23 protein-coding genes, 1 tRNA gene and 1 pseudogene are annotated in these 25289 nt (G+C 66.7%); 13 read left to right on the top strand and 12 right to left on the bottom strand.

Annotated elements, in window-relative coordinates:
- Nucleotides 1-45: 45 nt before the first annotated feature.
- Entirely contained in the window at nucleotides 46-981 is a 936-nt protein-coding gene (locus AC1RLU_RS19820; RefSeq protein ID WP_492797722.1) for a LysR family transcriptional regulator, read from the bottom strand.
- Nucleotides 982-1184: 203 nt separating this feature from the next.
- Between AC1RLU_RS19820 and AC1RLU_RS19815 the strand changes: the two genes are divergently transcribed.
- Genes AC1RLU_RS19815 through AC1RLU_RS19805 form a run of 3 tightly spaced genes read left to right on the top strand, consistent with a single transcriptional unit; the run spans nucleotide 1185 to nucleotide 4059 of the window.
- Nucleotides 1185-2171 carry a TRAP transporter substrate-binding protein gene (locus tag AC1RLU_RS19815; protein ID WP_492797720.1) on the top strand — a complete coding sequence of 329 codons (987 nt, stop codon included), beginning with the start codon at nucleotides 1185-1187 and terminating at the stop codon, nucleotides 2169-2171.
- Nucleotides 2172-2223: 52 nt separating this feature from the next.
- On the top strand, nucleotides 2224-2745 hold the full coding sequence (locus AC1RLU_RS19810) for a TRAP transporter small permease (RefSeq protein WP_492797719.1): 522 nt from the start codon (nucleotides 2224-2226) through the stop codon (nucleotides 2743-2745).
- Between the two features lie 9 nt (nucleotides 2746-2754).
- Nucleotides 2755-4059 (top strand): TRAP transporter large permease, encoded by a 1305-nt coding sequence (locus tag AC1RLU_RS19805; RefSeq protein ID WP_061971832.1) that lies wholly within the window; start codon nucleotides 2755-2757, stop codon nucleotides 4057-4059.
- A 304-nt stretch (nucleotides 4060-4363) separates the two neighbouring features.
- On the opposite strand, the gene AC1RLU_RS19800 is transcribed toward AC1RLU_RS19805, so the two are convergent.
- Nucleotides 4364-4453 (bottom strand) — tRNA-Ser (locus AC1RLU_RS19800).
- A 180-nt stretch (nucleotides 4454-4633) separates the two neighbouring features.
- Here AC1RLU_RS19800 and AC1RLU_RS19795 point away from each other — a divergent pair.
- The 6 genes and pseudogenes from AC1RLU_RS19795 (at nucleotide 4634) to olsB (ending at nucleotide 10029) form a co-directional block, all read left to right on the top strand.
- On the top strand, nucleotides 4634-4954 hold the full coding sequence (locus AC1RLU_RS19795) for a hypothetical protein (protein ID WP_413813557.1): 321 nt from the start codon (nucleotides 4634-4636) through the stop codon (nucleotides 4952-4954).
- A gap of 93 nt (nucleotides 4955-5047) precedes the next feature.
- Nucleotides 5048-5134, top strand: a pseudogene (locus tag AC1RLU_RS19790) (peptide-methionine (S)-S-oxide reductase MsrA); the annotation flags it as partial.
- A gap of 116 nt (nucleotides 5135-5250) precedes the next feature.
- Nucleotides 5251-6789, top strand: coding sequence for a YifB family Mg chelatase-like AAA ATPase (locus AC1RLU_RS19785; protein ID WP_492797716.1), 1539 nt, complete (start codon nucleotides 5251-5253; stop codon nucleotides 6787-6789).
- A gap of 93 nt (nucleotides 6790-6882) precedes the next feature.
- Nucleotides 6883-8976, top strand: a complete 2094-nt coding sequence (locus AC1RLU_RS19780; RefSeq protein WP_492797715.1) for a hybrid sensor histidine kinase/response regulator — start codon at nucleotides 6883-6885, stop codon at nucleotides 8974-8976.
- A complete protein-coding gene (locus tag AC1RLU_RS19775) occupies nucleotides 8973-9194 on the top strand; it encodes a hypothetical protein (RefSeq protein WP_492797713.1) in 222 nt (73 codons plus the stop codon). Before AC1RLU_RS19780 ends, AC1RLU_RS19775 begins: the two co-directional genes overlap by 4 nt.
- Nucleotides 9178-10029, top strand: a complete 852-nt coding sequence (olsB, locus tag AC1RLU_RS19770) for a l-ornithine N(alpha)-acyltransferase (RefSeq protein ID WP_492797711.1) — start codon at nucleotides 9178-9180, stop codon at nucleotides 10027-10029. The genes AC1RLU_RS19775 and olsB overlap by 17 nt, the downstream gene beginning before the upstream one ends.
- Here olsB and AC1RLU_RS19765 read toward each other — a convergent pair whose 3' ends face one another.
- From AC1RLU_RS19765 to AC1RLU_RS19755, 3 genes are read right to left on the bottom strand one after another with little or no spacing between them, the layout of a single operon-like run.
- Nucleotides 10030-10896, bottom strand: coding sequence for an SDR family oxidoreductase (locus AC1RLU_RS19765; RefSeq protein WP_492797709.1), 867 nt, complete (start codon nucleotides 10894-10896; stop codon nucleotides 10030-10032).
- Nucleotides 10893-12032 (bottom strand): tRNA epoxyqueuosine(34) reductase QueG, encoded by a 1140-nt coding sequence (queG, locus tag AC1RLU_RS19760; protein ID WP_492797707.1) that lies wholly within the window; start codon nucleotides 12030-12032, stop codon nucleotides 10893-10895. Before queG ends, AC1RLU_RS19765 begins: the two co-directional genes overlap by 4 nt.
- Nucleotides 12029-12721: a glutathione S-transferase family protein gene (locus AC1RLU_RS19755; protein ID WP_061971842.1), complete on the bottom strand. Its 693-nt coding sequence runs from the start codon at nucleotides 12719-12721 to the stop codon at nucleotides 12029-12031. Before AC1RLU_RS19755 ends, queG begins: the two co-directional genes overlap by 4 nt.
- Before the next feature lie 257 nt (nucleotides 12722-12978).
- On the opposite strand from AC1RLU_RS19755, the gene AC1RLU_RS19750 reads away from it, so the two are divergent.
- Nucleotides 12979-13776 (top strand): undecaprenyl-diphosphate phosphatase, encoded by a 798-nt coding sequence (locus tag AC1RLU_RS19750; protein WP_061971844.1) that lies wholly within the window; start codon nucleotides 12979-12981, stop codon nucleotides 13774-13776.
- A 10-nt stretch (nucleotides 13777-13786) separates the two neighbouring features.
- Here AC1RLU_RS19750 and AC1RLU_RS19745 read toward each other — a convergent pair whose 3' ends face one another.
- Nucleotides 13787-15517: an MFS transporter gene (locus AC1RLU_RS19745; protein ID WP_082617758.1), complete on the bottom strand. Its 1731-nt coding sequence runs from the start codon at nucleotides 15515-15517 to the stop codon at nucleotides 13787-13789.
- 79 nt (nucleotides 15518-15596) lie between these two features.
- Nucleotides 15597-16505 carry a protein-methionine-sulfoxide reductase heme-binding subunit MsrQ gene (gene msrQ, locus AC1RLU_RS19740; RefSeq protein ID WP_492797705.1) on the bottom strand — a complete coding sequence of 303 codons (909 nt, stop codon included), beginning with the start codon at nucleotides 16503-16505 and terminating at the stop codon, nucleotides 15597-15599.
- Between the two features lie 98 nt (nucleotides 16506-16603).
- On the opposite strand from msrQ, the gene AC1RLU_RS19735 reads away from it, so the two are divergent.
- The gene (locus AC1RLU_RS19735; protein WP_492797703.1) at nucleotides 16604-17218 is read left to right on the top strand and encodes an HAD family hydrolase; all 615 of its coding nucleotides are present in this window, start codon (nucleotides 16604-16606) and stop codon (nucleotides 17216-17218) included.
- 33 nt (nucleotides 17219-17251) lie between these two features.
- Here AC1RLU_RS19735 and AC1RLU_RS19730 read toward each other — a convergent pair whose 3' ends face one another.
- Entirely contained in the window at nucleotides 17252-18379 is a 1128-nt protein-coding gene (locus AC1RLU_RS19730) for a saccharopine dehydrogenase family protein (RefSeq protein ID WP_492797701.1), read from the bottom strand.
- Between the two features lie 181 nt (nucleotides 18380-18560).
- Nucleotides 18561-19004, bottom strand: coding sequence for an Lrp/AsnC family transcriptional regulator (locus tag AC1RLU_RS19725; RefSeq protein ID WP_061971852.1), 444 nt, complete (start codon nucleotides 19002-19004; stop codon nucleotides 18561-18563).
- Between the two features lie 235 nt (nucleotides 19005-19239).
- On the opposite strand from AC1RLU_RS19725, the gene AC1RLU_RS19720 reads away from it, so the two are divergent.
- Complete coding sequence (locus tag AC1RLU_RS19720; RefSeq protein WP_061971854.1) at nucleotides 19240-19722, top strand: hypothetical protein; 483 nt, start codon at nucleotides 19240-19242, stop codon at nucleotides 19720-19722.
- Nucleotides 19723-19781: 59 nt separating this feature from the next.
- On the opposite strand, the gene AC1RLU_RS19715 is transcribed toward AC1RLU_RS19720, so the two are convergent.
- The 3 genes from AC1RLU_RS19715 to ilvD all read right to left on the bottom strand — a co-directional run bounded on the left by AC1RLU_RS19715 (nucleotide 19782) and on the right by ilvD (nucleotide 23925).
- Nucleotides 19782-20717 carry a hypothetical protein gene (locus AC1RLU_RS19715; protein WP_492797700.1) on the bottom strand — a complete coding sequence of 312 codons (936 nt, stop codon included), beginning with the start codon at nucleotides 20715-20717 and terminating at the stop codon, nucleotides 19782-19784.
- Between the two features lie 68 nt (nucleotides 20718-20785).
- Nucleotides 20786-21892, bottom strand: coding sequence for an HPP family protein (locus tag AC1RLU_RS19710; RefSeq protein ID WP_492797698.1), 1107 nt, complete (start codon nucleotides 21890-21892; stop codon nucleotides 20786-20788).
- Nucleotides 21893-22083: 191 nt separating this feature from the next.
- On the bottom strand, nucleotides 22084-23925 hold the full coding sequence (ilvD, locus tag AC1RLU_RS19705) for a dihydroxy-acid dehydratase (RefSeq protein WP_492797696.1): 1842 nt from the start codon (nucleotides 23923-23925) through the stop codon (nucleotides 22084-22086).
- Between the two features lie 217 nt (nucleotides 23926-24142).
- On the opposite strand from ilvD, the gene AC1RLU_RS19700 reads away from it, so the two are divergent.
- Entirely contained in the window at nucleotides 24143-25009 is an 867-nt protein-coding gene (locus AC1RLU_RS19700; RefSeq protein WP_492797694.1) for a LysR substrate-binding domain-containing protein, read from the top strand.
- Nucleotides 25010-25289 lie beyond the last annotated feature (280 nt).

Here is a 25289-nt window from a genome sequence, read left to right as displayed (position 1 = left end):
GTCGTCGAATTATTATTATCTATGATATTTGATAAGGGATATTTATCAGTTGGATCCGCGCTCGGCGTGTTCGGCGGGCCGCCGGGCGTCGCCCTGATGATGCCGCGCTGCCCGTTCGCTGGCGAGTTCGGCCGCCCGCTTGAGCAGGAAGCTGGCTGGCGTATGGGCGTATGAGGCCGTGAAGATCAAAGCGCTCGGCTTCCATTCATAGGGGAACTCCACAAGCTCTCCGGTGTCGAGAAGCTTCTCCACCAGCGTCCGCGACATCGGCGCGATCCCGAGGCCGTCGATGGTCATCTGCAGGCTGGCTGCGAGGCTGCTCGACGGCACGATCCGGACCGGCCTCTCCCAGTTGTCGCGGAAATGCGCCGAGAGCTCGACGAAATGGCGTGTGTTGCGCGCATGGGTCAGGATCGTGTGCGAGGCCATCGTCGCCAGTTCGGAGCCGGTGAGCCCAAGCTGCGGCGAGGCCACCCACAGATAGGGCACGGAGCCGAGATCGACATTGGTGATGTTGAAGTTCGGGATCGGGCCGTTCAGCAGGCACAGGTCGAGCGATCGCGACACCAGCTCCTCGCGCAGGTTGATCGTCAGGTCGACCCTGAGCTCGACATCGACATTCGGAAAGACCTGCCTGAGGTCGAGCAGATAGTCGCGGAGCCAGGTCTGGGCGATGAGCTCGGCGACGCCGAGCCTGAGGATGCCGATCTGCTGGTCGGAGCGGATCGATTGCTGCGAGAACTCCTCCGAGGCCTGCAGCACCCGCTCGGCCTGGCCGAGCAGCGAATGGCCGATCGGCGTCAGCGCGACCGAGCCGGAATCGCGGTGGAACAGCCTGACGCCCAGCACGGATTCGAGCTGCGAGATGCGCACGGAAATGTTCGGCTGGGTCGTGTTCAGACGCTCGGCCGTCGCCCGGAAGCTGCCGAGCTTGGCCACCCAGACGAAACTTTCGAGCTGCTTCAGCGTCCAGTTCGGCATCGCTTATTTCCGGCATAGCCGCGCGAGCAGATAATGGCGGCATATCCTCGATAAAGAAAATGCATCGCGAAAACAGCAAAATTCAATTGGCTGCTATCGGCGGAACGCGGTGGACTATCGTTAGCCGTCGATCGGGCTTCGGCTCGGCTCCGGCTCCAAACGCGCATGGATGTCTCCACAGCGCGACAAGAACGAGGGGAACCATGAACCGCAGAGCTTTGATCGCCTCCGCCGCCCTTGCCCTGAGCATCGGGTTTGCCGTTCCCGCCAGCGCCCAGACGAGCTGGACCATGGCCTCGGGCTATCCGGAAAGCAGCTTCTTCACCCAGAACATCCGGGAGATGATCAAGGAGATCGAGCAGAAGAGCGGCGGCAAGCTCAAGATCGACCTGCGCTCGAACGACAGCCTGATCAAGCTCGACGCGGTCAAGCGCGCCGTCCAGTCCAGCCAGATCCAGATCGGCGAGATCCGCCTCGGCGTCTACGGCAACGAAGCGGCGATGTACAATCTCGACAACATCCCCGGCGTCGCCACGACCTATGACCAGGCGACCAAGCTGACCGATGCCCAGCGCCCGTTCTTCGAGGCGATGTTCAAGAAGAGCGGCTTGCGCGCCATTACCTATGTCGCCTGGCCGGGGCAGGGCTTCTACACGAAGGCCGAGCTCAAGGGGCTGGCGGACCTGAAGGGCCAGAAGCTGCGCATCTATTCGAAGCAGACGCAGATCATGGGCGAAAAGCTCGGTATGGAGGCTCTGATCCTGCCCTTCGCCGAGGTTCCGCAGGCCTTCTCGACCGGCATGATCCAGTCGCTCTGGACCAGCGCCCAGACCGGCACCGACGTCCAGATCTGGGACTACGTCAAGCACTTCACCTATACCGGCACGATGCACAACAAGAACGCGATCCTGGTCAACGAGCGCGCCTTCCGCCAGCTCGACCCGGCGACGCAGAAGGTGGTGCTGGAGGCCGGCGAGGCCGCCACGAAGCGCGGCTGGGAACTCTCCAAGAAGGCCGGCGAGGAACGCGAAGGCGTGCTGAAGAGCCATGCCGTGACCATCGCCCAGTCGCCGAAGGATATCCTCGACGCAATCGAGGCGGCTGGAAAGGGCATGGTCGCCGACTGGCTGGGCACCGCCACGGCCGAGGAGAAGGCCGTCTATGAAAACTACCAGAAGAGCCTGAAGTAACCGGCTTCCGCGCGCCACTCTTTCAATCAAATCATGGCCAGTGGGGTGACCGGTGATACGCGGAGTTCTCGACAGGTTCTATGAAGCGTGCGGCTACATCGCCGCCGCCTTCATGGTCGGCATCGGGCTGGCCATCGTCACCCAGATCGTGGGGCGCATGCGCGGCGTCACCGTCGACGCGACCGAAGCGGCGGGCCTGTGCCTGGCGGCATCGACCTTCTTCGGTCTCGCCCATACCTTCCGGCGCGGCGGCCATGTCCGGATCAACCTGCTCATCGACCGCCTGCCGCAACGCTGGCGGCACGGCGTCGAGATCTTCAACTGCCTGCTCGGCACGGTGGTGGTCTCGTTCCTCGCCTGGCATGTCGCATCGCTGGCGCTGCAGTCGCGCGAGTTCAACGATGTCAGCCCCGGCCTGCTGGCGATGCCGTTCTGGATCCCGCAGACCGGCGTCGCCATCGGCATCGCCGCCCTGGCGATCGCCTTCATCGACGAGCTGATCTGGCTCCTCGCCGGCGGCAAGCCGCGCTACGAGGCGCCCGACGAAGTCGAGCTCGACAGGCCGGTGGCATAGGGGCCGATCATGGACACGACCGTTCTCGCCTCGCTGGTCCTCGCCAGCTCGCTCCTCCTGCTGCTCGCCAGCGGCGTCTGGGTCGCACTCTCGCTCCTCACCGTCGGCATGGTGATGATGGGGCTCTTCACCACCGCGCCGATGGGTTCGCTGATCGCGTCCACGCTCTGGGATTCGAGCTGGGGCTGGGCGCTGACCTCGCTGCCGCTCTTCATCTGGATGGGCGAGATCCTGTTCCGCTCGAAATTGTCGGCGGACATGTTTCAGGGGCTCGCACCCTGGGTGTCGCGGCTGCCGGGCCGGCTGCTCCATGTCAACGTGCTCGGCTGCGGCATTATGGCGGCGGTCGCCGGCTCATCGGCTGTGACCTGCGCCACGATCGGCCGGATCAGCGTGCCCGAGCTGGAGAAGCGCGGCTATCCGCTCAACATGACGATCGGCACGCTCGCGGGCTCCGGCACGCTCGGCCTGCTGATCCCGCCCTCGATCATCATGATCGTCTACGGCGTCACGGCAGAGGTCTCGATCGCGCGGCTCTTCATCGCCGGCGTCCTGCCCGGCATCCTGCTGATGGCGCTGTTCATGGGCTACACGGCAATTTGGAGCCTGCTCAACCCGGACAAGATGCCGCCGGCCGAGCCGCCGGTGCCGTTCCTGGAGAAGATCTACCGCTCGCGGCGCCTGATCCCGGTGGCGTTGCTGATCGCCTCTGTCGTCGGCTCGATCTATGGCGGCATCGCCACCCCCACGGAGGCCGCGACCATCGGTGTGATCGGGGCGCTGATCCTGGCGGCGGTCGGCGGCGGGCTGACGCGTGCGAGCTTCATGGACGGCTTGATGGCAGCCATGCGGACCTCCTGCATGATCTCCTTCATCATCGCCTGCGCCGCCTGCCTGACGATCGCCGTCGCCTTCGTTGACATTCCCCGCTCGCTCGCGGGCTGGGTCGACGCGATGCATCTCTCGCCCTACGCGCTGCTGGCGGTGCTGGCCGTGTTCATGCTGATCCTCGGCTGCTTCCTCGAGGGCATCTCGATCATTGTGCTGACCTCGTCGGTGATGTTGCCGATGGTGCAGGCGGCAGGCATCGACCTGCTCTGGTTCGGCATCTTCGTGGTGATCCTGATCGAGGCGGCGCAGATCACCCCGCCGGTCGGCTTCAACCTGTTCGTGCTGCAGAGCATCACCGGCAAGGACATCCTTGCCGTGACGAAGGCGGCGATTCCTTATTTCTTCGTGCTGATGCTGCTGCTGGTCCTGATCACGGCGTTCCCGCAGATCGTCACCATCCTGCCGAAGATGATGACGGGATAAACCCGGGGCAAATGCGATGATCCGCTCCTGGCCGCCTACGGCGGCCAGCTTTGAGGATAACGCAAACTGGCGACGAACCTCCGAATGGCGGCGAGAGCGAATATCGCGCGCCGGGACCGTTGGCGTCAGCTTGTGGCGAAGCCCCAGGGTCGGCTTCTGGGGCAAACCCGAATGGCATCGCCTCGAGGCTGATTCCGACCCGGAACACTGTCGAACGCAAGTGACTGTCGGGTCATCGCTGGGGGCAGCACGACACTGAGCTATCGATGCCGTCATCGAAACATATGCTGAGTGTCGAAATGCATGGCGGACAGGGCGGGATTCGAACCCGCGATACGGTTTCCCGTATACACACTTTCCAGGCGTGCGCCTTCAACCACTCGGCCACCTGTCCGGCGCGCTGCTTATGACTGCCGGCCCGTGATCTTTCAAGGGCCGAGATGCAGGGTTTTGCACAATCCCGGTAAATCGCGGGTCATCGGTTGCGATCTGCGGCCAGCATGGTCACATCTGGGCACCGAAGCGGTGCGCCGGCCGGACGTTTTGCGGCGTGGATTGCGATAGGGAGCGGATGGTGAGGTTTCTTCTCCGGTTGATCGGCTATGTATTCGTCGCGGCCGGCTTCGTCGCGCTGGTGATCGACGGTGCCCGCTCGATCGCGAATGCCGGATTGCGCTTCATGCCGGTCAGCGAGGCCCTGATCGCTCTCGTTCAGGAGCGCTACCAGCTGATCCAGCCGGCGATCGAGCGCAACATTCACCCCTGGCTCTGGGACCCGCTGCTGCTGACGGTGTTGCGGGCGCCAGCGGCGGTCGTCGCCCTCCTGCTCGGCTTCGCGCTGCTCTGGCTCGGACGGCGCCCGGAGGCGGCCATCGGCATCGTCACGCGTCGGTGATGGCGCCCCTTGCGCCCAGGCCCCTGTGATAGCGAGAGACGCAGGCTTTAAGCGTCGAGCTCGAACGAAACGGAGCGAATGACGTTCTCCCTGCGCTATCGGGCGAAGAACCCGGCCGGCTATTGCGGCCTGGGCGGCACCGGCGTGGCCTGCCAGATCGGCCTCGGCGTCGAAGCCTGACGACAAGGGGAGGCACCGCCTCCCCTTCTTTTCGATCTGTTGAGTTCCCGATATGTTCTTGCGTTGCCGCCAAAGCTTCGCTAGCCTTCCCAAGCGGTAAGGGAGCGGGGCGCAAGATGGTGGCGCGAGTCGCGACGGTGGCGTTCGAGGGCATCGAGGCGCGCGCCGTCGACGTTCAGGTCCAGGTCGCGCCGGGCGGCGTCGCCTTCGTGCTGGTCGGGCTGCCCGACAAGGCCGTTGCCGAAAGCCGCGAGCGGGTCCGCGCCGCGCTCCTCGCCTCGGGGCTTGCGCTGCCGGCCAAGCGCGTCACCGTCAATCTCGCCCCGGCCGACCTGCCCAAGGAGGGCAGCCATTACGATCTGCCGATCGCGCTCGCTGTCATGGCCGCGATCGGGGCGATTCCCGCCGATGCCCTCTCCGGCTACGTGGTCCTCGGCGAACTCGCGCTCGACGGCTCGACTACCCCTGTTGCGGGCGTCCTGCCGGCCGCGATCGCAGCTTATGCCAAGGGGCAGGGGCTGATCTGCCCGGCGGGGTCCGGCCCGGAGGCGGCCTGGGCGGCTGCCGATATCGACATCCTGGCGCCGCGTTCGCTGATCCAGCTCGCCAATCATTTCAAGGGCACGCAGGTCATGGCCCGGCCCGAACCGGCGGTCGCGCGCCAGGCTGGCCCTCTGCCTGACCTCGCCGACGTCAAGGGCCAGGAAAGCGCAAGGCGCGTGCTCGAGATCGCGGCGGCGGGCGGGCATAATCTCCTGATGAACGGGCCCCCCGGCGCCGGCAAGTCGATGCTGGCGAGCCGCCTGCCCTCGATCCTGCCGCCGCTCTCGCCGCGCGAGCTGCTCGAGGTCTCGATGGTCCTGTCCGTTGCCGGCAAGCTCGCCGACGGTGCCCTGACCGACCGGCGACCTTTCCGGGCTCCGCACCATTCGGCCTCGATGGCCGCGCTCGTCGGCGGTGGCTTGCAGGCCCGGCCGGGGGAAGTCTCGCTCGCCCATCACGGCGTGCTCTTCCTCGATGAACTGCCGGAATTCCAGCCGCAGGCGCTCGACGCCCTGCGCCAGCCGATGGAGACCGGCGACGTCCTGATCTCCCGCGCCAATCACCGCGTCGTCTACCCCGCGCGCTTCCAGCTCGTCGCCGCGATGAACCCGTGCCGCTGCGGCCGGGCGACCGAGCCCGGCTTCGCCTGCCGGCGCCAGCCGAACGACCGCTGCATGGCCCAATATCAGGCGCGCGTGTCCGGTCCGCTGCTCGACCGGATCGATATCGCGATCGATGTGCCCGCGGTGACGGCGGCGGACCTCATTCGCCCTGCCGCAGGCGAGAGCTCGGCGACGGTCGCGGCGCGCGTCGGAGCGGCCCGCCGGCTTCAGGCGACGCGCTTCGAGAGCCTCGGTTTCGGTCACGTCATGACCAATGCCGCCTGTCCCGTGCCGGTGATCGAGGAGGTCGCGCGGCCGGACAATGCCGGGCTCGCGCTGCTGCGGGATGCAGCGGAGGCGCTGCGATTGACGGCGCGTGCCTATCACCGCGTGCTGAAGGTCGCCCGTACCCTCGCCGATCTCGATGAGGAGGCGAAGGTCGGCCGGCGTCACCTGGCCGAAGCCTTGTCCTACCGGGCGCGAGGGGAGGACCTCGTTCAGGCCGCCTGAGGTGGCAGGGTTAACCGATCCTCTCATCCAACCGGTCGAATTCGCGCTATTCGCAGGCGGCTTTTTCAAGGCGGGCTGCGTAGATCGAAGGGCATGGCTTCTTCGATCTGGTCATGGTTCGCCCTTGCCTTCGCGGCTTTGCTTCTCCCGGCTGCGGGTGCCGTGCTGTGGCTGCTGCGCCAGCGCGGTGACCTCCGCCGGCAGGTGGCCTCGCTCGCCCATGATGCCGAAGCCCTCAACGACCGGCTCTGGACTCTCGCCGATAGCGAGGAACGCTATCGCAGCCTGATCGAAGCCCAGGGCGACCTGATCGTCCGGCGCGACGGCGCGCGGATCGTCTATGCCAACCGGGCCTACGCCGCCCTGTTCGGGGCCGGGGAGCAGGATCTGGTCGGCAGCCGGATGCTGCTGCCGCAGCTCGCCCTCCGCCCGCTCGTGCTGCTGGAAGGCGGCGCCCGCAGCTTCGACGAGTGCCTCGCGACCTATGAAGGCGAACGCTGGATCTCCTGGATCGAGACCGTCGTTCCCGGGCCCGACGGGCGTACGCTGATCCAGCGCGTCGGCCGCGACATCTCGGCGCGCATCGCCGGCGAGGATGCGCTGGTCGAGGCGCGGGCCCGCGCCGAGGCGGCGAACGAAGCAAAATCGCGCTTCCTGGCGACCGTCAGCCACGAATTCCGCACGCCGCTCAACGGCATTCTCGGCATGGCCGATCTCCTCACCGATACCGGCCCCGATGCCGAGCAGGCGACCTATGTCGCCGCGCTGCGCACCTCCGGCGAGGCCTTGCTCGCGCTGGTCGACGACATCCTCGATTTCGCCAAGGTCGAGGCCGGCAAGCTCGAACTGGTCGAGGAACCCTTCGATCCGGCCCAGCTCGTCGAGACCGTCGCGGAATTGATGGCGCCGCGCGCGCAGGCCAAGGGCATCGAGCTCGCAGCCCATATCGCGCCCAACTTCCCGGCAAGGCTTGTCGGCGATCGCGACCGATTGCGCCAGGTCCTGCTGAACCTCGTCGGCAATGCCGTGAAGTTCACGGAAGCCGGCGGCGTGGGCTTGAGCATGGCCTGCACCGATGATCGCCTGGAGATCGCCGTCGCCGATACCGGGCCGGGCATTCCGGCCGACCGGCTCGATACCATCTTCGGTGAGTTCGAGCAGCTCGACCCTGGCATCGACGCCCGGCAGACGGGCACCGGCCTCGGCCTCGCGATCGTTCGACGCCTCGCGCGCCTGATGGGTGGCGAGGTGCGGGCCGAAAGTCGATTGGGCGAGGGCGCGACCTTCCGTGTCACCCTGCCGCTGGTCGCGGCAATCGATGCGCCGGAGGCGCGGATTCCGCACTGGCCGGGGCAGCATGTCCTGCTGGTCTCGCCGGCTCCCTTCGCCGCGCGCTTCCTGGCCGAGACGATCCGGACGACCGGAGCTTCGATCTCCATCGCCGGCACGGTCGAGGCTGCGCGGGTGAAGCTCGCCGGGGATATCCCGGTCACGGCGGTGCTGGTCGACCATGCACTCGGCGATGAGCCGGCCAAGCAGCTCGCGGCGGCGGTTGCGGCGGCCGGCATTCGCGATTGCCTGATCCTGCTCTCGCCCCATGCGCGCCGGCAGTTCGGGTCACCGCAGGCGGCGGGTTTCTCTGGCTTCCTGATCAAGCCGGTGCGGACGCGCTCCCTCTATGAGCGCCTGGGCAACGGGCTTCCGCCCGGGGCGGCCGCGATCGGCGAGGCTCCGGCGCCGGCGTCGATGCCCACGCGTCAGCCGGGCACGGGGCTGACGGTGCTGGTCGCCGAAGACAACGAGATCAATGCCCTGCTCGCGACGCGCACCTTGGAGCGTTTCGGTTGCACAGCCATCTGGGCGCGTGACGGGGGCGAGGCTTTGAAGCGGGTCGAGGCCAGCTTTGCCGGCACGGCGCCGCCATTGGCGCTTGCCTTGCTCGATGTCCGGATACCGGTGATGACCGGGCTCGATTGCGCCCGTGCGATCCGCGCCCTGGAAAGACGGCTCGGCCGTGCCGCGACGCTGCCGCTGGTGGCGGTCACGGCCAATGTCTCGGCGGCCGACCGGGCCGCGGCCTTTGCCGCCGGGATGGATGATTGCCTGGCGAAACCACTGGAGCGCGAGGCCCTGCTGCGCTGGCTGGAGCGCCTGTCGCAGAACGCGGCCGGCAGCCTGACGGCTTGACGACCGTCATCGCTCCGACGCAGTTTCGTCGCGAAGTTGTAAGATCGTCGGAGCAAGCCTACCTCATGCCGGTAGCGGCAGGAGATGAGAAAAGCGATGGCACTGCACGTTTCTGGAAGCAAGAACGCGCTGCCTGGCCGGTCGTCAGCCGGCAATCCATTCTCGCGATTCGCGCCGTTGATGCTGATGAGGGGCGGATCCATGCGCCGCACCGGTGACGGGACCGGCGAGACGCCGCCGCTATCGGGCACGCTCGGCCGGCTCGGCTCGCTCGAGGTTCGGCTGGCGCGCGGCCCGCGCGAGATCTGGCGGGCGCAGCGCCTGCGCTACCGGGTCTTCTATCAGGAGATGTCGGCCAAGCCCGACGTGATCTCGCGCATGTTCCGCCGCGATGCCGATCGTTTCGACAAGGCCTGTGACCATCTTCTCGTCATCGATCATGCTGCGCGCGGCCGCTTCGGCGGCATCAAGCCCAAGGTGGTCGGCACCTACCGTTTGATGCGCCAGAGCGCGGCCGAGCGGCTTGGCGGATTCTATACGCAGGGCGAATTCGATCTCGGCCCGATGCTGGCGCGCCATCCCGGCCAGCGCTTCCTCGAGCTCGGCCGCTCCTGCGTCCTGAAGCCCTATCGCACCAAGCGGACGGTGGAGCTGCTCTGGGCCGGTATCTGGGCCTATCTCCAGCATCACCGCATCGATGCGATGTTCGGCTGCGCTTCCTTCGACGGCACCGATCCCGATGCGCTGGCGCTGCCGCTGAGCTTCCTGCACCATCAGGCCCGCTCGGAAGGCGACTGGGCGGCGATCGCGCACGCCGAGCATTTCGTCGGCATGGATCGCCTGCCGCCGGAGATGGTCGACGCCAAGCTCGCCCTCAAGCAGCTGCCGCCCCTGATCAAGGGTTATCTGCGCATCGGCGCCCGCTTCGGCACCGGCGCCGTGATCGACCACCAGTTCGGCACGACCGACGTGCTCGTCGTGCTGCCGGTCTCGGCGATCGACAAGCGTTATGCCGACTATTACGGCGGCGAGACGCCGCGCCGCGCCGCCTGACTATTCGCCGGCTTCGGCGAGGGCGCGCAGCGCTTCGCGATAGGTCGGGTAGCGGAAGGCATAGCCCAGTTCCCGCTTCACCAGCGCATTCGAGACGCGCTTGCTCTCGCCATAGAAGCTCGCCGCCATCGGCGAGAGTTTTGCCTGCTCGAAGGGGATTTCGGGCGGTGGCTGAAGGCCTGTCAGCTCGGCCGCGAAGGTGATGACGTCCTGCGGCGGGCCGGGCTCGTCGTCGGTGACGTTGTACATCGCGCCCTGGCGCGGCTGGGCCAGCGAGGCCATCAGCACCCCGGCGATGTCATCGACATGGATGCGGTTGAACACCTGCCCCGGCTTGATCAAGCGTGTCGCCTTGCCCTCGCGCAGCTTGACGATGGCGTTGCGGCCCGGCCCGTAGATTCCCGACAGGCGGAAGATCTGCACCGGCTTGCCGCTGTCGCGTCCAAGCTGCAGCCAGGCCTCCTCGATCGCGACGCGCTGGCGGGTACGGGCATTGGTCGGCGCCGGCGGCGTGGCTTCGTCGATCCATTCGCCGCCCTGGTCGCCATAGACGCCGATCGTCGAGAGATAGCCGATCCAGCCCAGTTTTGGCGCTGCGGCGAGAGTTTCGCGCAAGGGGCCGAGCGCCGGGTCGCCATCCTCCGCCGGCTGCACCGAGACCAGCACCGCATCGGCCTCCGCCACCGCCTTGGCAAGCGCCGACGAGACCGCGAAGCCGCCAAAGACCAGCGTCCGGATGCCCTCGCGGCTGAGGTCGGCCGCCCTCTCGGCGGAGCGGACAGTGCCCGTCACCTCCCAGCCCCGCGCCAGCGCGGCGCGCGCGAAGAACCCGGCGGAATAGCCGAGGCCGAGGATCAGGATATTCATGCGGCGTCTTCCGTCCGGGGCGTGAGCGCGAGCCATTCGGCGCGCACCTGCGAGTCAGTTTCGTTGCCGAGCCCTGCTGTGGCGAGCCCTCTGGCGCGCGCGATATCGAGCCGTCCCAGCGCCCAGACAGCCATGGCGCGGACCAGCGGCGAAGGATCGGCGAGATGGGGCAGGGCGCTCTCGATCAGCTCAGGCCGGCCACTGTTGCCGATCGCGATCAGCACATTCCGCAGGAAGCGGTCGCGCCCGGTACGCTTCACCGGCGTGCCCGCGAAGAGCGTGCGGAAGGCGGGATCGTCGAGGCGGGCAAGCGCGGCGAGGTCGAGTCCGTCGAGCTCGTCCTTGAGCGCGAGCCGCGTTTCCTGCGCGGCGGCCGCGAACTTGTTCCAGGGGCAGACGGCGAGGCAGTCGTCGCAACCGAAGACGCGGTTGCCGATGCCGGGCCGCAAGGCGGCGTCGATATGGCCTGCGTGCTCGATGGTGAGATAGGCGATGCAGCGGCGGGCATCGAGCTGGTAGGGCGCCGGGAAGGCATCGGTCGGGCAGATATCGAGGCAGCGCCGGCAGGAGCCGCAATGGTCGCGTTCGGCCGGATCGGCCGGCAGTTCGGCGGTGGTGTAGATCGCGCCTAGCAGGAGCCAGGAGCCATGTTCGCGCGAGACCAGCACGGTGTGCTTGCCCTGCCAGCCGAGTCCGGCCGCCTGCGCCAGCGGCTTTTCCATGACAGGGGCGGTATCGACGAAGACCTTGACGTCGGCGCCGCCGCGCGCCGCGAGCAGCCCCGCGACGCTCTTCAGCTTGCCCTTGATGACGTCGTGATAGTCGCGCCGTCTCGCATAGAGCGAGATCGCCGCCTTGTCGGTTTGCGCGAGCATGGCGAGCGGATCGCCTTCGCCGGCATAGTTCATGCCGAGCATCACGACGGAGCGAACCTCGCTCCAGAGTTCGCGCGGATCGGCGCGCTGCGCCTGGCGCTCCGCCATCCAGCCCATCTCGCCCTGGTAACCTTTGGCGAGCCAGGCTTCGAGCCGGCCCGGCGCCTGCGGGATCGCATCGGCCCCGGCGACGCGCATCACCGCGAAGCCTTCGTCGCGCGCGCGCTCGGCGACGGCGCGCTTGAGCTTCTCTGCGTTCAAAAATCCAGATTGTCGTAATGGGCGCTCGGAGCCATGCCGGGTATGCGGTCGCTCAGCAGCGGCCGGAAGCTCGGTCTCGACTTGATCCTCGCATACCATGCGCGAGCCGCCTCATCCTCTTCCCAGGGCACGTCGCCGAGATAGTCGACGCAGGACAGATGCGCCGCTGCCGCGAGATCGGCATAGCTCATCTGGGCGCCCGCGAGCCAGTTCCTCTTGGCCAGCAGCCAGGAGATATAGCGCAGATGATAGCGCACATTGGCGCGCGCCGCGCGGATCGTGCTCATATCGGGCGAGCCGCCGCCATCGTCGCGGCTCATGAAGCGCTTCATCACCTTTTCCAGCACGAGCGGGCCGGTGATTTCCTCGTGGAACTTGAGGTTGAACCAGTCGAGCAGGCGGCGCACCTCGATGCGCTCGCCCGGCCCTTCAGGCAGCAGGCGGCGGTCGCCCAGCGCCAGGCCCCGCGTCTCGTCGAGATATTCCGCGATCGGCCCGGCGCCGGGAACGGTGAGGCCATTCTGCTCCTGGAAGACGGGCGTCGTGCCCGCGGTATTGAGCTCGATGAACTCCCGTCGGCGCTCCCAGACGCGTTCCTCGACCAGCTCGGCCTCCATGCCGAACTCGCTGAGCGCGAGGCGGATGAAACGCGAATGCGGGCATAGCGGGTAATGATACAGGGTCGCCATGGCACTCATGAGCACTGTGAAGCAGGTGAAATGCGACGGAAGCAGGGCCGCCGGGCTTGCAGCGACCCGATAGGCGACGGCGGCTTGCTATAATCACGCCGGAAAACCGCCACAACCCGCGGCGATGCCGAAGCCCGCAATTTGCCGGTGCTGCTTCGCGAAGTGGTAACCAATTTGCAAAGAGCTGGGCGTAAGCCGGCGGAAGGCTGGTGCAGACGAACGTCCGTGCCGCCTGATTCGCGCGAGGAAAGCCTTCCATGCACAACCTGATCGAAGCCTTCGTTCTCGGCATCGTCGAGGGCCTGACCGAGTTCCTGCCGGTCTCTTCGACCGGGCATCTGCTCCTGATCGGCCATTTCCTCGGCTTCGAATCCAACGGCAAGACCTTCGAGGTTCTGGTCCAGCTCGGCGCGATCCTGGCGATCACGCTGGTCTATTTCCGCCGCCTGCTCGATATCGCCTTGCGCATTCCCAGCGACCCCTCGGCCCGCCGCTTCGTCATCGGCGTGCTCATCGCCTTCCTGCCGGCGGCGGTGATCGGTGCATTGCTGCACGGCTTCATCAAGGGAGTGCTGTTCAACCCCTTCATCGTCTGCTGCACGCTGATCGCCGGCGGCCTGATCCTGCTCGTCGTCGACGAGTTGGAATTGCAGGAGAAGCACACCGACGCCACCACCTTCCCGCTGCCGATGTATTTCAAGATCGGCCTGATCCAGTGCCTGGCGATGGTGCCCGGCGTCTCGCGCTCGGGCTCGACCATCGTCGGTGCGATGCTGCTCGGCGCCAGCAAGCGCGCGGCGGCCGAGTTTTCCTTCTTCCTGGCGATGCCGACCATGGCCGGCGCCTTCGCCTATGACCTGCTCAAGAGCTACAAGTTCCTGACCTTCGACGACGGCGTCATGATCGGCGTCGGCTTCGTCGCCGCCTTCATCTCGGCGCTGGTCGTGGTGCGCAGCTTCCTCGATTTCGTCTCGAAGCGCGGCTTCGCGCCCTTCGCGTGGTGGCGGATCATCGTCGGCATGGTCGGCCTCGCCGGCCTCTGGATCGTCGGCTGAGACCTGTCGTTTAAGCCGGCCGCGCCGGGTCGTTGAGCGAGTCCGCCAGCGTCGGCGTCCGGCTCGCCGCAAATTGCGGCAGCGAGGCCGTCTGCCGCTCGATCATGCGGTGGACCACCGGCGGGTTCGGGCCGCTATGTAGCGCGCGGACCTGCTCGCCGATCTCGGCATCGGCTTGGGTGACGCGCTGGTTCTGCCGGACATATTCGACCCAGGTCGGGCTGTCATAGCGCTCGATCCACAGCGTCGGATCGGTCAGGTCGCGCAGCAGGGTCCAGTGCCTTGCGCCGTCGCGGCGCCGGATGCGCCGGCGTTCCGCCATCGTGGTCAGGAAGGCGACGACGTCCTCGGGCTTGATGATGTATTCGATGGTGACGATGACCGGGCCGGAGCGCGGCTCGATATCGACCGCGACCTTGGGCTCGCGCCAGCGGCTGAGCGGGTCGAGATTGAGCTCCTCGAGCGGCGGCAGCCGGTAGCGCAGGCCGAGCGCCGCTCCGATCAGGAGGGTGGCCGCCGACATCAGCAGGGCCTTCTCGACGCCGAAATGCAGCGCCGAGCGGCCCCAGGCCCAGCTGCCCATCGCCATGCCGCCGAAGGTCGCCATCTGGTACATCGCCAGCGCCCGGCCGACGACCCAGCGCGGCGCCGAGAGCTGCACCGTGGCGTTGAAGGTCGAGAGCGCCAGAACCCAGCACGCGCCGCAGACGCACAGGCCCGCCATCGCCAGCCAGATCGTCTTGCTGAAGGCGATCAGCGTGACGCCGCAGGCATAGGCGACGAAGGTCGAGCGGACGAGCGCTTCCGTGCTCATCGACCGTCGCAGGCGTGCGCTCATGAAGGCGCCGGCCACCGCGCCGGCACCGAAGGCGCCGAGCAGCACGCCATAGGTCAGCGGGCCGCCGCGCACGAGATCGCGCGCGATCAATGGCAGCAGCGCCAGGCCGACGATGGCGCCGAAGCCGTAGACGAAGGCGCGCAGCGTGACGGTCCGGATATTCGGGGACATCGCGACATAGCGGATGCCCGCACTCATCGCGATGAACAATGTCTCGCGCGGCAGCAGGCGCTCGACCTTCGGCGGCGACCAGCGCGCCAGCACGATCAAGAGCGGGATATAGCTGAAGGCGTTGATGATGAAGGCGGCCACCGCACCGGCCGCCGCAACGATCGCGCCGCCGATCGCGGGACCTACGCTGCGGGCGATGTTGAAGGCGACGCTGTTGAGCGTCACCGCGGCCGGCACGTCGCGGCGCGGGACCATGTCGCCGACCGAGGATTGCCAGGCCGGATTGTTCAGCGCCGTGCCGCAGCCGATCAGGAAGGTGAAGGTCAGCAGCAGCCAGGGCGTGATCAGGCCGAACCAGGCGCAGACCGCGAGCCCGATCGAGACCGTCAGCATGAAGACCTGCGCGGTCAGCAGGATCTTGCGTCGGTCGTAATTATCGGCGATGGCCCCGGCCGCCAGCGAGAACAGCATCACCGGCAAGGTCGTCGAGGCCTGGACCAGCGCCACGAGCTCGGCCGAGGGCGAGATCGAGGCCATCATCCACGACGCGCCGACCGCCTGGACCAGGCCGCCGAAATTCGAGACCAGGCTGGCGAACCAGACGGCGCGGAAGATCGGCTGCTGCAGCGGGACGAAGGGCGAGACCCGCGCCTGGGTAGGCTTGATGCCCTCCGAGGCGAGCTCGGCTTCTACGACATCGGCCGTGGGCTGGGCGTGCGGGTCGTCAGGCATGTCACAGGGTTAGAGCATGAGTGCTGGAGGGGGAAACCCTTTCCATCTGGAAGATGTCGAAACTTGGAAAGTTTTTCTCTCACGCCGCCGGAGCGGGCGCGCTCTGACGAGCCTGCCGCGGCGGGCGGGCTTTTCGAGCACGCAAGCCATGGCCGAGGGCTACCGCGAGGCCCGCGAGCACGACCCAATGCGCCGGCCGGATCGAGGCATAGTCCTGATAGGTCAGGATGTCGGCATTGGCCTGGAAGACCAGCCAGGCCGAGACCCCGGAGGTCGCCGCATACCAGCCCGCTTCCAGCCCGGCAGTGAGCAACCCCGCGAGCAGCGACACGCCTGCGAGCACCGGCACCGAGACCGGCAGCTTCCAGCGATACAGGCCGCGATAGAGCATCAGGAGCAGGAACAGCCCGCTCATCAGCACCGGCTCGGTGACGTCGATCTTCGATTGCAGCGCGAAATGCAGCAGCGCCAGCATTGCGATGGGGTAGACGAGGTTGTGCAGGCGCTGCCAGTTCTTGCCGAGCCGGCGGATCATGCCGTCGGTCGAGGTCACGCCCTGCGCGACGAGGCCGATGAGCGCGACGAAGCCGATGGTCAGGTAGAAGCGCTTGACGATCTCGGAGACGATCAGCCCCCAGTCGAAGGCCATGTCGATGCAGTAGAGCGCGAGATGGCCGAGCGCATAGGCCATCACGCCGAGGCCGAGCATGCGACGGATGCCGATCAGCTTGCCCCAGTCGAACAGGCGCCGGAACGGCGAGACCGCCAGCGTGGCGATGAGGATCCTGACCGTCCAGGTCCCGATATGGTGGATCGCCTGCGTCCAGGGCTTGGAGCCGAGCTGGTGCATCCAGGCGGCGTAGAGCAGCATGAGTGCCGGCACGAGGAGCAGCGCGAAGGCCGCAGCCCGCAGGCCGGAGAACCGGCCCTGCCGGTCGGTCCAGGGCAGCCAGGTTCGTAAGGCGGCATTCGTGGTGCGGGTGCTCATAACCCCGGCATAAACGATGGGGTCGGCTGCTGTCCTGCACGTCTGGACACAAGCGCGTGAATGGTTTGTCCTGCCGGCCCTTTCAACCGGGTTTCGCCATGGCTTCCAGCACTCCCACCGTCGTCTTCGATGTCGGCAATGTCCTGCTGCGCTGGGATGCGCGGCTGATCTATCGCGCGCTCATCCCCGAGACCGAGCGGCTCGACTGGTTCATGCAGAACATCTGCACCGGCGACTGGAATCTGGAGCAGGACCGCGGCCGCTCCTGGGAGGAGGGCGTCGCGCTGCTGGTCAAGCAGCATCCCGAATGGGAGCGCGAGATTCGCGCCTTCGACGAGAGCTGGCACGACAGCGTGCCCCATGCCATCGCCGACAGCGTCGCGGTGCTGGAGGAGCTGAAGGGGCAGGGCGAGAAGGTCTACGCCATCACCAATTTCTCGCGCGAGAAATGGGCGGAATGCCTGATCCGCTTCCCGTTCCTGCAGAGCTTCGACGGCGTCGTCGTCTCCGCTCATGAGCGGATGCTGAAGCCGGAGCGCGCGATCTATGAGGTGCTGCTCGATCGCTATCGTCTGACGGCCGGCGATTGCATCTTCGTCGACGACAGCGAGAAGAACGTGGTGGGGGCCCGCGCCGCCGGCATGCGGGCCGTCCATTTCGTCGAGCCCATCGACCTGCGCGCCGAACTGCGCGGTCTGGGCGTCAGGCTCTGACGGGCAGAGCCTGACTTGTGAGCGAGCAGCCGCTCAGGCCGCGCTCTTGATCGCGACGGTCGGCACCAGGCCGGCCGCGTCGACACCGCGCGCTTCGCCGACCAGCCGGGCGCCGGCCCTGGTCGCGAGGAAATCGGCGAGGACAGCGTCCTCCTGGCGCACGAAGCCCTTGGCGGGCAGCTTGCCGGCGAGGAAGAGCTCGACCATCGCGACGCAGCCGGCGGCGGTGGTGAGCTGGATCGCACCGAGCTCGTCATTGCCGTCATAGCGCAGCACGACGCTCTCCTCCTCCAGGCGGCCGTTCCGCTCGCCCACGCCGGTCACGAAAATCACGACCACGTCCTTGCGGGTGAAGGGTGCGGAGTGCGTGAGGATGCGGCGGAGCGTCTCGCGGTCATCGGCGAGATCGAGGTCGCGCAGCAGGAGCTTCATGATCTCGGCATGGCCGGGATAGCGCAGCGTCTTGTAGCTCATGTTGCGGACCTTGCCGGCGAGCGTCTCGGTCAGCGTGCCGAGGCCACCCGAGGTGTTGAAGGCCTCGTAGGCGACGCCGTCGATCATCACGCTCTCGATGCCTTCGAGCGCCGGCACCAGGGTCGGCTGGCCGTCGAAGACGATCTCGCAAGGGTTGCAGTATTCGTTGATCAGGCCGTCGACCGACCAGGTCACATTGTAGCGCAGTGCATTGGTCGGATAGAGCGGCAGCGCGCCGACGCGCATCTTGATCGCGCGGACATTCTCGAAGCGCGCGGCCATGTCGGCGCCGAGGATGCAGATGAAGCCGGGAGCCAGGCCGCATTGCGGCACCAGCGCGACATCCGAGGTCTCGCCGAGTTCCTTGATATAGGAGGTCGTGGCGACGTCCTCGGTGAGGTCGAAATAATGGGTCTTGGTCTCGGCCGCGACCTTGGCGATGCCCTTGTTCAGGAAGTACGGGCAGGCGCTGACGACGATGTCGCGGTCTTTCAGGAAGACGCGCAGCGCGTCGAGATTGGACGCATCGACGGTCTCGGTGGCGAAACGGCCGCCAGAGGCGTGCTTGAGCTGCGCGGCGGAGGCGTCGGCCAGCGTCACCTGATGGCCCTGCTCGGCCAGCATGCCGGCGATGATGACGCCGATCTGGCCGGCGCCGAGCACGGCAATGCGCTTCTGGATGGTCATGTCGCGATCTCCTGGTTGAGTGTCGGGTCGGCCAGGAGCCTTCCCCTCGATACGGAGCATCGCCGCGAGCCGTGCCGGCTTTAACGGGCGGATCGTCGGAGGAGCGCGTTATGGTGTTTCAGTTCGATGGGAAATGAACCAAGACGATGGGAAACGCCGGAAGCCGCCGGCCGCCTCGCCCTCAGCGTTCGAACTTGCGGGCTAGAATCACCGAGGATGTCGTCCGGCGCACGCCTTCCATCTCGGCGATCCAGTCGATGATCGTGTCGAGGTCGCTGGAGGTCTCGCATTCGATCTTGACGCTGAGGTCGAAATGACCGCTCAACGTGTGGCATTGCACGATTTCCGGCCGTTTTTTCAGCGCAGCGACCACGCCGCCCTGCTGTTTCATCTCCAGCTCGATCAGGATCAGGGCCGCGATCGTCGTTGCAGGCCGGCTCGCCTTGCCGAGGATCGTGGTGTAGCCGGCGATCACTCCGTCGCGTTCGAGCCGGCTGAGGCGCCCTTGCGCCGTCGCCCGGGAGACGCCGAGCTGCTTGGCGATCTCGGACAGCGGCAAGCGCGCATTCTCGGTGAGGATGCGGATGAGCTCGCGGTCCTTCGCGGCGTCTGACGGCCGTGCCATGTCGTCTCCAGGGGTTTGGCGGGCCGTCATATAGCAGGGAAATAGTGATGCCCTGCAAGGGGCCGGCGTGTTTCGCCATCCGCGAGCGTCTCAGAGACTGCTGAGCGGGAATTCGCCCGAAAAGGAACATCTTGTGGTCCGAAGCATTGTTCGCGCGCCGGAGGGGACTTGCTTCGGGGCGCAAATCGGAGTGGCATGCCGACCGGCGGCAGCACGCTTTGCCATGGAGAACGCCATGTTCAGGACTCTCATTCTCGCATCCGCATCGGCCTTCGCGCTCGTTTCCTTCTCCGTGGCGCCCGCCTCGGCGCTGACCATGAAGGAATGCAGCGTCAAGTATCAGGACGCCAAGAAGGCCAATACGCTGAAGGGCCAGAAGTGGAACGACTTCCGCAAGGCCCAGTGCGGCGACGACGACGCCGCTGACGACGAGGCAGCCGCTGCCATGCCGGCCGAGCCGGCGAAGCCTGCCGCGTCCGCCATGCCGGCCGGGTCGGCTGCCAAGCCCGCGGCGATGCCGGCGGGCAAGGCCAAGGCTGCGATCTTCCCGAAGGCGGTTTCGCAGAAATATTCGAGCGAGACCGCCGGCAAGGCGCGCCTCAAGACCTGCGTCGATCAGTACAATGCCAACAAGGCTGCCAATGCCAATGGCGATCTCAAGTGGATCGAGAAGGGCGGCGGCTACTGGAGCCAGTGCAACACCAAGCTGAAGGGCTGATCCTCGGCAGGGTATCTGTTTCGGGAACGCCGCGCCGGAAGGCGCGGCGTTTCGCGTTTCTAAAGCGACTGGGAGGGGCGCGATCCCGGCTCGGCCGGCCGGCTCGGCGCCGGATTGCCGGGCCTCTGCCCCTTGCCGATCATCTCGCCGCGGGTGCGGATGACATGGGCGGTCACCACCTCCTGGACCCGCTTTTCCGCGGCCTCGCGCACGGCATTGCGATTGGTCGGCCGGCCGTCCTCGGTTTCGATGATTTCGATCGTGGCATGGGTCAGGGCGTCGACATCGCCCTTGCAGAACAGCATGGCGGCCTTGGCGACGACCTCTGCCTTCTCGTCCGTGAGCAGCATCGGCGCGCCCTCGCGGCCGATGCAGGCCAGCATCTTGCTGCGGATCAGGTCGCGGGTCTTCTCCAGCAAGGCCTTCTTCTCGGCCCGCGCCGCGCGTTCCTGCTCTGTCGACTGGGGTGTTTGCGCCTGGGCGGGCGCGCCGGGCGAGACCGGGCCGCGCACATTGGTGCTCTGTTTCACGCATTCGACCAGCGCCGGCAGCATCTCGCCGGTCGAGGTCAGCGCAAAGGTATAGCGCGCGTCATTGGCCACCAGCTCGAGATAGCGCCCCTGCCGGAAGGCATTGATCAGGGTGGACTGCGCCGGCATGGCGATCGTGACGAGCGTCGGCGACTTGATGTTGGCGGTCACCTCGATGGTCGAGCTGCGGTCGAAGACGAGCCGTAGCTTCAGCGTCTCGCCGGTTCTCAGCTTCCATTCGGGCTTCGAGAAGCCGAGCAGCCAGGAGAATTGCGCGGTCACCGAGGTCAGCATCGTCACCCCGCTCTTGTAGCGGGCGCTGACGGCGCAATGCGAGAAGGCACCGCTCTGGTCGTTGGTGAAGGTGCCGCCCGACCAGTTGCCGACGACGATCTTGCCGAAAGGACCTGCGGCTGCCGCCGGCAGCGACAGAAGGCAGCTCAGGGCGACGATCGCAGCCCGCATCAGGATTCCTCCGTTGATATCCCGCCACAAGGCTAGAGCAGGATGGCAGCCGGGGGAAACCCGCTTTTTCAGGCCGCTTCACGCCGGAGCGGTCGCAGCAGCATCGCCAGAAGGTCGCTCTGGCTGACGAGCCCGACCAGACGCTCGTCGTCATCGACGACGATGACAGCGTGATGGCTGCCATCGGTGAGGGCGGCGATGAGATCGACGGCCGGCTCGTCGGGGCGCGCGATCACGGCAGGGGACATCACGTCGCGAACGCGCAGGCCGGGATGGGTGAGTTCGCGCAGGCCGACCGTGCCGAGCAGCCGGTTCTCGCGATCGATGACGGGCAGGGTGCGGATGGCATGGTCCAGCAGCAAACGGCGGGCGGTCTCGATATCGTCGTGCTGGTCGACGCGGACGAGATCGCGGGACATGATGTCGGCGCAGCGCGGCAGCTCGCGCTTGCGCGCCAGCGCGTGGAGTTCGACGCGCCGGAGCAGCCGGTCGAGATCCTCGCGGTCGATGTCGAAGGCCTCTCCGACATCGCTCAGCGCGGCGTCGATATCGTCCTCGTTGAAGCCGACGCGCTGGCCGGAGGGCGGGTCCTTCGTGCCGTGGGTGTTCGCCGGTGCTGGTGGGCGATGCGGATAGCTGTGGCTGGAGAAGCGGTGGAACGCCACGCCGAGCATGGTCAGCACGAGCGCGTTGAGCCCGACCGGGACGAAGGCGAAGCCGAGCCCGTAGGTCGCGACGGCGGGGCCGCCGAGCGCAGCGGTCAGCGCCGCCGCTCCACCCGGCGGATGCAGGCAGCGCAAAAGCGACATTGCTGCGATCGCGAGCGCCACCGCACAGCCGGCAGCCACCGCCGGCTCCGGCACGTAGCGGCTGACGAGGAGGCCGATCAGGGCTGAGACGGTGTTGCCGCCGACGATCGGCCAGGGCTGCGCCAGCGGACTCGACGGGATCGCGAAGAGCAGCAGAGCTGACGCACCCATCGGTGCCACGAGAAGCGGCAGATGCGGGTCATTGCCGAGCAGCAGGCCGCAGATCAGCCCGGTCGCGCCGACGCAGACGAGCGCGCCGACGCAGGAGACCAGCCGGTCGCGCCAGGTTGCACCGGCCAGGATCGGCACGAAGAACCGGAAATGCGAGCGCCGGCTCGCGGGCGAAGGAGGGGAAGCGGAACTCATGACGGCCGATTGGGCTGCTCAAATATAGTGCAGGCTCAATAGGCGGATCGCGATTGTCTGGGCAATGTCAATCTGCCGTCAGATTGGCTGTTTTCATGCAAAAGGCAGAAACGTCTTTTCAAGCCGCGCGATTGGGGAATTTCGATCTAGCGAGGACCGCCCGGCCGCGTTGGCCGGGCGGTCGGTCATCATCAATCGACGACGCGCACCGCGCCCTTGGCCGCGCTCGTCGTCGTCGCGGCATAGGCCTTCAGCGCAGTGGTGACCTTGCGCTTGCGCGGCGCGGCCGGCTTCCAGGCATCCTTGCCCTTGGCCTCCATCGCGGCGCGGCGGCGTGCCAGATCCTCGTCGGAAACTTGGAGCGAGATGCTGCGATTGGGGATGTCGATCGCGATGATGTCGCCGCTCTCGACCAGGCCGATCGCGCCGCCCTCGGCCGCTTCCGGCGAGACATGGCCGATCGAGAGGCCTGACGAGCCGCCCGAGAAGCGCCCGTCGGTGATGAGCGCGCAGGCTTTGCCCAGCCCCTTCGACTTCAGATAGCTCGTCGGATAGAGCATTTCCTGCATGCCCGGCCCGCCGCGCGGCCCCTCGTAGCGGATCAGCACGATATCGCCTTCCTTGACCTTGCGGTTGAGGATGCCTTCGACCGCCGCGTCCTGGCTCTCGAAGATCACGGCCGGCCCGGAGAACTTGAGGATCGAGGCATCGACGCCGGCCGTCTTCACGATGCAACCGTCGAGCGCGATGTTGCCGAACAGCACCGCGAGGCCACCGTCCTTCGAATAGGCATGCTCCGCGCTGCGGATCACGCCCTTCTCGCGGTCGGCGTCGAGCTCGGCGAAGCGACGATCCTGGCTGAAGGCGGTCTGCGTCGGCACGCCGCCGGGCGCCGCGCTATAGAAGGAGCGCACCGCCTCGCTCTCGGTCTGGGTGATGTCCCAGCGCGCCAGCGCGTCCGCCATCGTCGTGCTGTGCACGGTCGGCAGTGAGGTGTCGATCAGCCCGGCGCGGTCCAGTTCGCCGAGGATCGCCATGATGCCGCCGGCGCGATGCACGTCTTCCATATGCACGTCGGCAACGGCGGGCGCGACCTTGCACAGCACGGGCACGCGGCGCGAGAGCCGGTCGATATCGGCCATGGTGAAGTCGATCTCGGCCTCGTGCGCTGCGGCCAGCAGATGCAGCACCGTGTTGGTCGAGCCGCCCATGGCGATGTCGAGCGTCATCGCGTTCTCGAAGGCCTTGAACGAGCCGACCTTGCGCGGCAGCACGCTCTCGTCGTCCTGTTCGTAATAGCGGCGGGCGAGATCGACGATCAGGTGGCCAGCCTCGACGAAGAGGCGCTTGCGATCGGCATGGGTGGCGAGCGTCGAGCCGTTGCCCGGCAGGGCGAGACCGAGCGCCTCCGTCAGGCAGTTCATCGAATTGGCGGTGAACATGCCCGAGCAGGAGCCGCAGGTCGGGCAGGCCGAGCGCTCGATCACGTCGACCTCGGCATCGGTATATTTGTCGTCGGCGGCCGCGATCATCGCGTCGACGAGGTCGACCTTCTTCAGCACGCCCTCGGCGATGAACTTGCCGGCTTCCATCGGCCCGCCCGAGACGAAGACCGTCGGGATGTTCAGGCGCATCGAGGCCATCAGCATGCCGGGCGTGATCTTGTCGCAGTTGGAGATGCAGACCATCGCATCGGCGCAATGCGCGTTGACCATGTATTCGACGCTGTCGGCGATCAGCTCGCGCGAGGGCAGGCTGTAGAGCATGCCGTCATGGCCCATCGCGATGCCGTCATCGACCGCGATCGTGTTGAACTCCTTGGCGACGCCGCCGGCCTTCTCGATCTCGCGCGCCACCAATTGGCCGAGGTCCTGGAGATGGACATGGCCCGGCACGAACTGGGTGAAGGAATTCACCACCGCGACGATCGGCTTGCCGAAATCGCTGTCCTTCATGCCGGTTGCGCGCCACAGGCCGCGGGCGCCGGCCATGTTGCGGCCATGGGTGGAGGTGGCGGATCTCAAGCGAGGCATTGCTAAGCGTCTCCGGTCTCGGGCTCGGCGGTTTGGGCTCTGATTGTCCCGTTGCGCGACAGGCTATCGCCCCCGCGCCCTGCGACAAAATTGAATTCTTCGATTTCCATGATCGGTGCCGTGCATGGCGGCCCCTCGGCCTTGCCTACGGGACAGATGGTTTCCGAATTGCGATAACGGCTCCCGCTTGATGGTTATGAGGTGAGGGCGTCGCACCATGCTGCGCAATATCGACGTCGACCTGTTGCGCAGCTTCGTCACGGTTGCGGAACTCAGGAGCTTCACGCGCGCCGCGACTGCACTGTTCCGCAGCCAGTCGACCGTCAGCACCCAGATCCGCCGCCTCGAGGAGCTGGCCGGCCAGACGCTGTTGCAGCGCTCGCCGCACGAAGTTCTTCTCACGCGCGCGGGCGAGCAGTTCCTTGGCTATGCCCGCCGCATCGTCGCGCTGCATGACGAGGCGCTGGACGTCATCAATGCGCAGAGCGTCAGCGGCCGGGTCAGACTCGCGGTGATGGACGATTACGCTACCATCGTCCTGCCGGAGACGCTGGCGCGCTTCGCGCGCTCGCATCCGGATGTCGAGCTCGAGGTCACGACGGGTTTCACGCGCGATCTCCTGAACAGCCTTGGCGAAGAGTTCGATCTCGTTCTCGCGACCCAGAAGGCCGGCAATGGGCGCGGCGAGGTCCTGCGCAAGGAGCAGACGGCCTGGGCCTGCTCGGACCGCATCGCCTTCTCGTTGGAGGAACCCTTGCAGCTCGCCTTGCTCAAGGCGCCCAACATGTTCCGCGAATGGGCGCTCGAAGCGTTGAACGAGGCGGGCCTGCGCTGGCGCATCCTGTTCTCCTCGTCGAGCATCGGCGCCGTCGAGGCGATGGTCGCTTCCGGCGTGGCGCTCACCGTGGTCAAGGCCGGCACAGCCCGTCCCGGCTTGCAGTTGCTGGGTGCCGAACGTGGCTTGCCCGTCCTGCCGGCCTCCGAGATCGCGCTCCACCTGGCGCCCGGGCGAGCCTCGGCCGCCGTCGCAGCGCTCAGCACCTTCCTGGCGGAAGCCTTGAGCGAAGCTGCTTCTCTTCCCTGAAGATCCGCCTGTCTCCGACTTTTGTGGGCCGTCCGGAACTGTCTCGGATGACGTGGACAGAGGACTGGCAGCAGAAGGGGGCCTGGGCAGCCCTTATCGAGGGGTCGAAAACTGCGACTTTCGTCTAAGTCATTGGAATAATGACGAAACCAATTTTTGTCGAAAAACTTTCAAAAAGCGCGTTGACAGGAGAAAGGGGTCCCGCCTATAAACCGGCCATCGAGACGGCGCCGCCGCTGAGCGGCGCCTCTTCTGCGCTTCCTAAGGACGCTGAGGCTGA

It is taken from the genome of Allobosea sp. GW822-FHT05A11, from assembly GCF_058800455.1.
Note: the sequence above shows the minus strand (reverse complement) of the source record. Positions and strands in the feature narration are given on the sequence as shown.

Excerpts from the sequence above, each read along its gene's own strand:
- ilvD (WP_492797696.1), bottom strand. The coding sequence starts at position 23,925 with ATGCCTCGCTTGAGATCCGCCACCTCCACCCATGGCCGCAACATGGCC.
- msrQ (WP_492797705.1), bottom strand. The coding sequence starts at position 16,505 with ATGAGCACCCGCACCACGAATGCCGCCTTACGAACCTGGCTGCCCTGG.
- AC1RLU_RS19745 (WP_082617758.1), bottom strand. The coding sequence starts at position 15,517 with ATGCCTGACGACCCGCACGCCCAGCCCACGGCCGATGTCGTAGAAGCC.
- AC1RLU_RS19815 (WP_492797720.1), top strand. The coding sequence starts at position 1,185 with ATGAACCGCAGAGCTTTGATCGCCTCCGCCGCCCTTGCCCTGAGCATC.
- AC1RLU_RS19720 (WP_061971854.1), top strand. The coding sequence starts at position 19,240 with ATGTTCAGGACTCTCATTCTCGCATCCGCATCGGCCTTCGCGCTCGTT.
- AC1RLU_RS19785 (WP_492797716.1), top strand. The coding sequence starts at position 5,251 with ATGGTGGCGCGAGTCGCGACGGTGGCGTTCGAGGGCATCGAGGCGCGC.
- AC1RLU_RS19755 (WP_061971842.1), bottom strand. The coding sequence starts at position 12,721 with ATGGCGACCCTGTATCATTACCCGCTATGCCCGCATTCGCGTTTCATC.
- AC1RLU_RS19820 (WP_492797722.1), bottom strand. The coding sequence starts at position 981 with ATGCCGAACTGGACGCTGAAGCAGCTCGAAAGTTTCGTCTGGGTGGCC.
- AC1RLU_RS19715 (WP_492797700.1), bottom strand. The coding sequence starts at position 20,717 with ATGCGGGCTGCGATCGTCGCCCTGAGCTGCCTTCTGTCGCTGCCGGCG.
- AC1RLU_RS19765 (WP_492797709.1), bottom strand. The coding sequence starts at position 10,896 with ATGAATATCCTGATCCTCGGCCTCGGCTATTCCGCCGGGTTCTTCGCG.
- AC1RLU_RS19805 (WP_061971832.1), top strand. The coding sequence starts at position 2,755 with ATGGACACGACCGTTCTCGCCTCGCTGGTCCTCGCCAGCTCGCTCCTC.
- AC1RLU_RS19725 (WP_061971852.1), bottom strand. The coding sequence starts at position 19,004 with ATGGCACGGCCGTCAGACGCCGCGAAGGACCGCGAGCTCATCCGCATC.
- olsB (WP_492797711.1), top strand. The coding sequence starts at position 9,178 with ATGCGCCGCACCGGTGACGGGACCGGCGAGACGCCGCCGCTATCGGGC.
- AC1RLU_RS19735 (WP_492797703.1), top strand. The coding sequence starts at position 16,604 with ATGGCTTCCAGCACTCCCACCGTCGTCTTCGATGTCGGCAATGTCCTG.
- AC1RLU_RS19730 (WP_492797701.1), bottom strand. The coding sequence starts at position 18,379 with ATGACCATCCAGAAGCGCATTGCCGTGCTCGGCGCCGGCCAGATCGGC.
- AC1RLU_RS19780 (WP_492797715.1), top strand. The coding sequence starts at position 6,883 with ATGGCTTCTTCGATCTGGTCATGGTTCGCCCTTGCCTTCGCGGCTTTG.
- AC1RLU_RS19750 (WP_061971844.1), top strand. The coding sequence starts at position 12,979 with ATGCACAACCTGATCGAAGCCTTCGTTCTCGGCATCGTCGAGGGCCTG.
- AC1RLU_RS19710 (WP_492797698.1), bottom strand. The coding sequence starts at position 21,892 with ATGAGTTCCGCTTCCCCTCCTTCGCCCGCGAGCCGGCGCTCGCATTTC.
- AC1RLU_RS19700 (WP_492797694.1), top strand. The coding sequence starts at position 24,143 with ATGCTGCGCAATATCGACGTCGACCTGTTGCGCAGCTTCGTCACGGTT.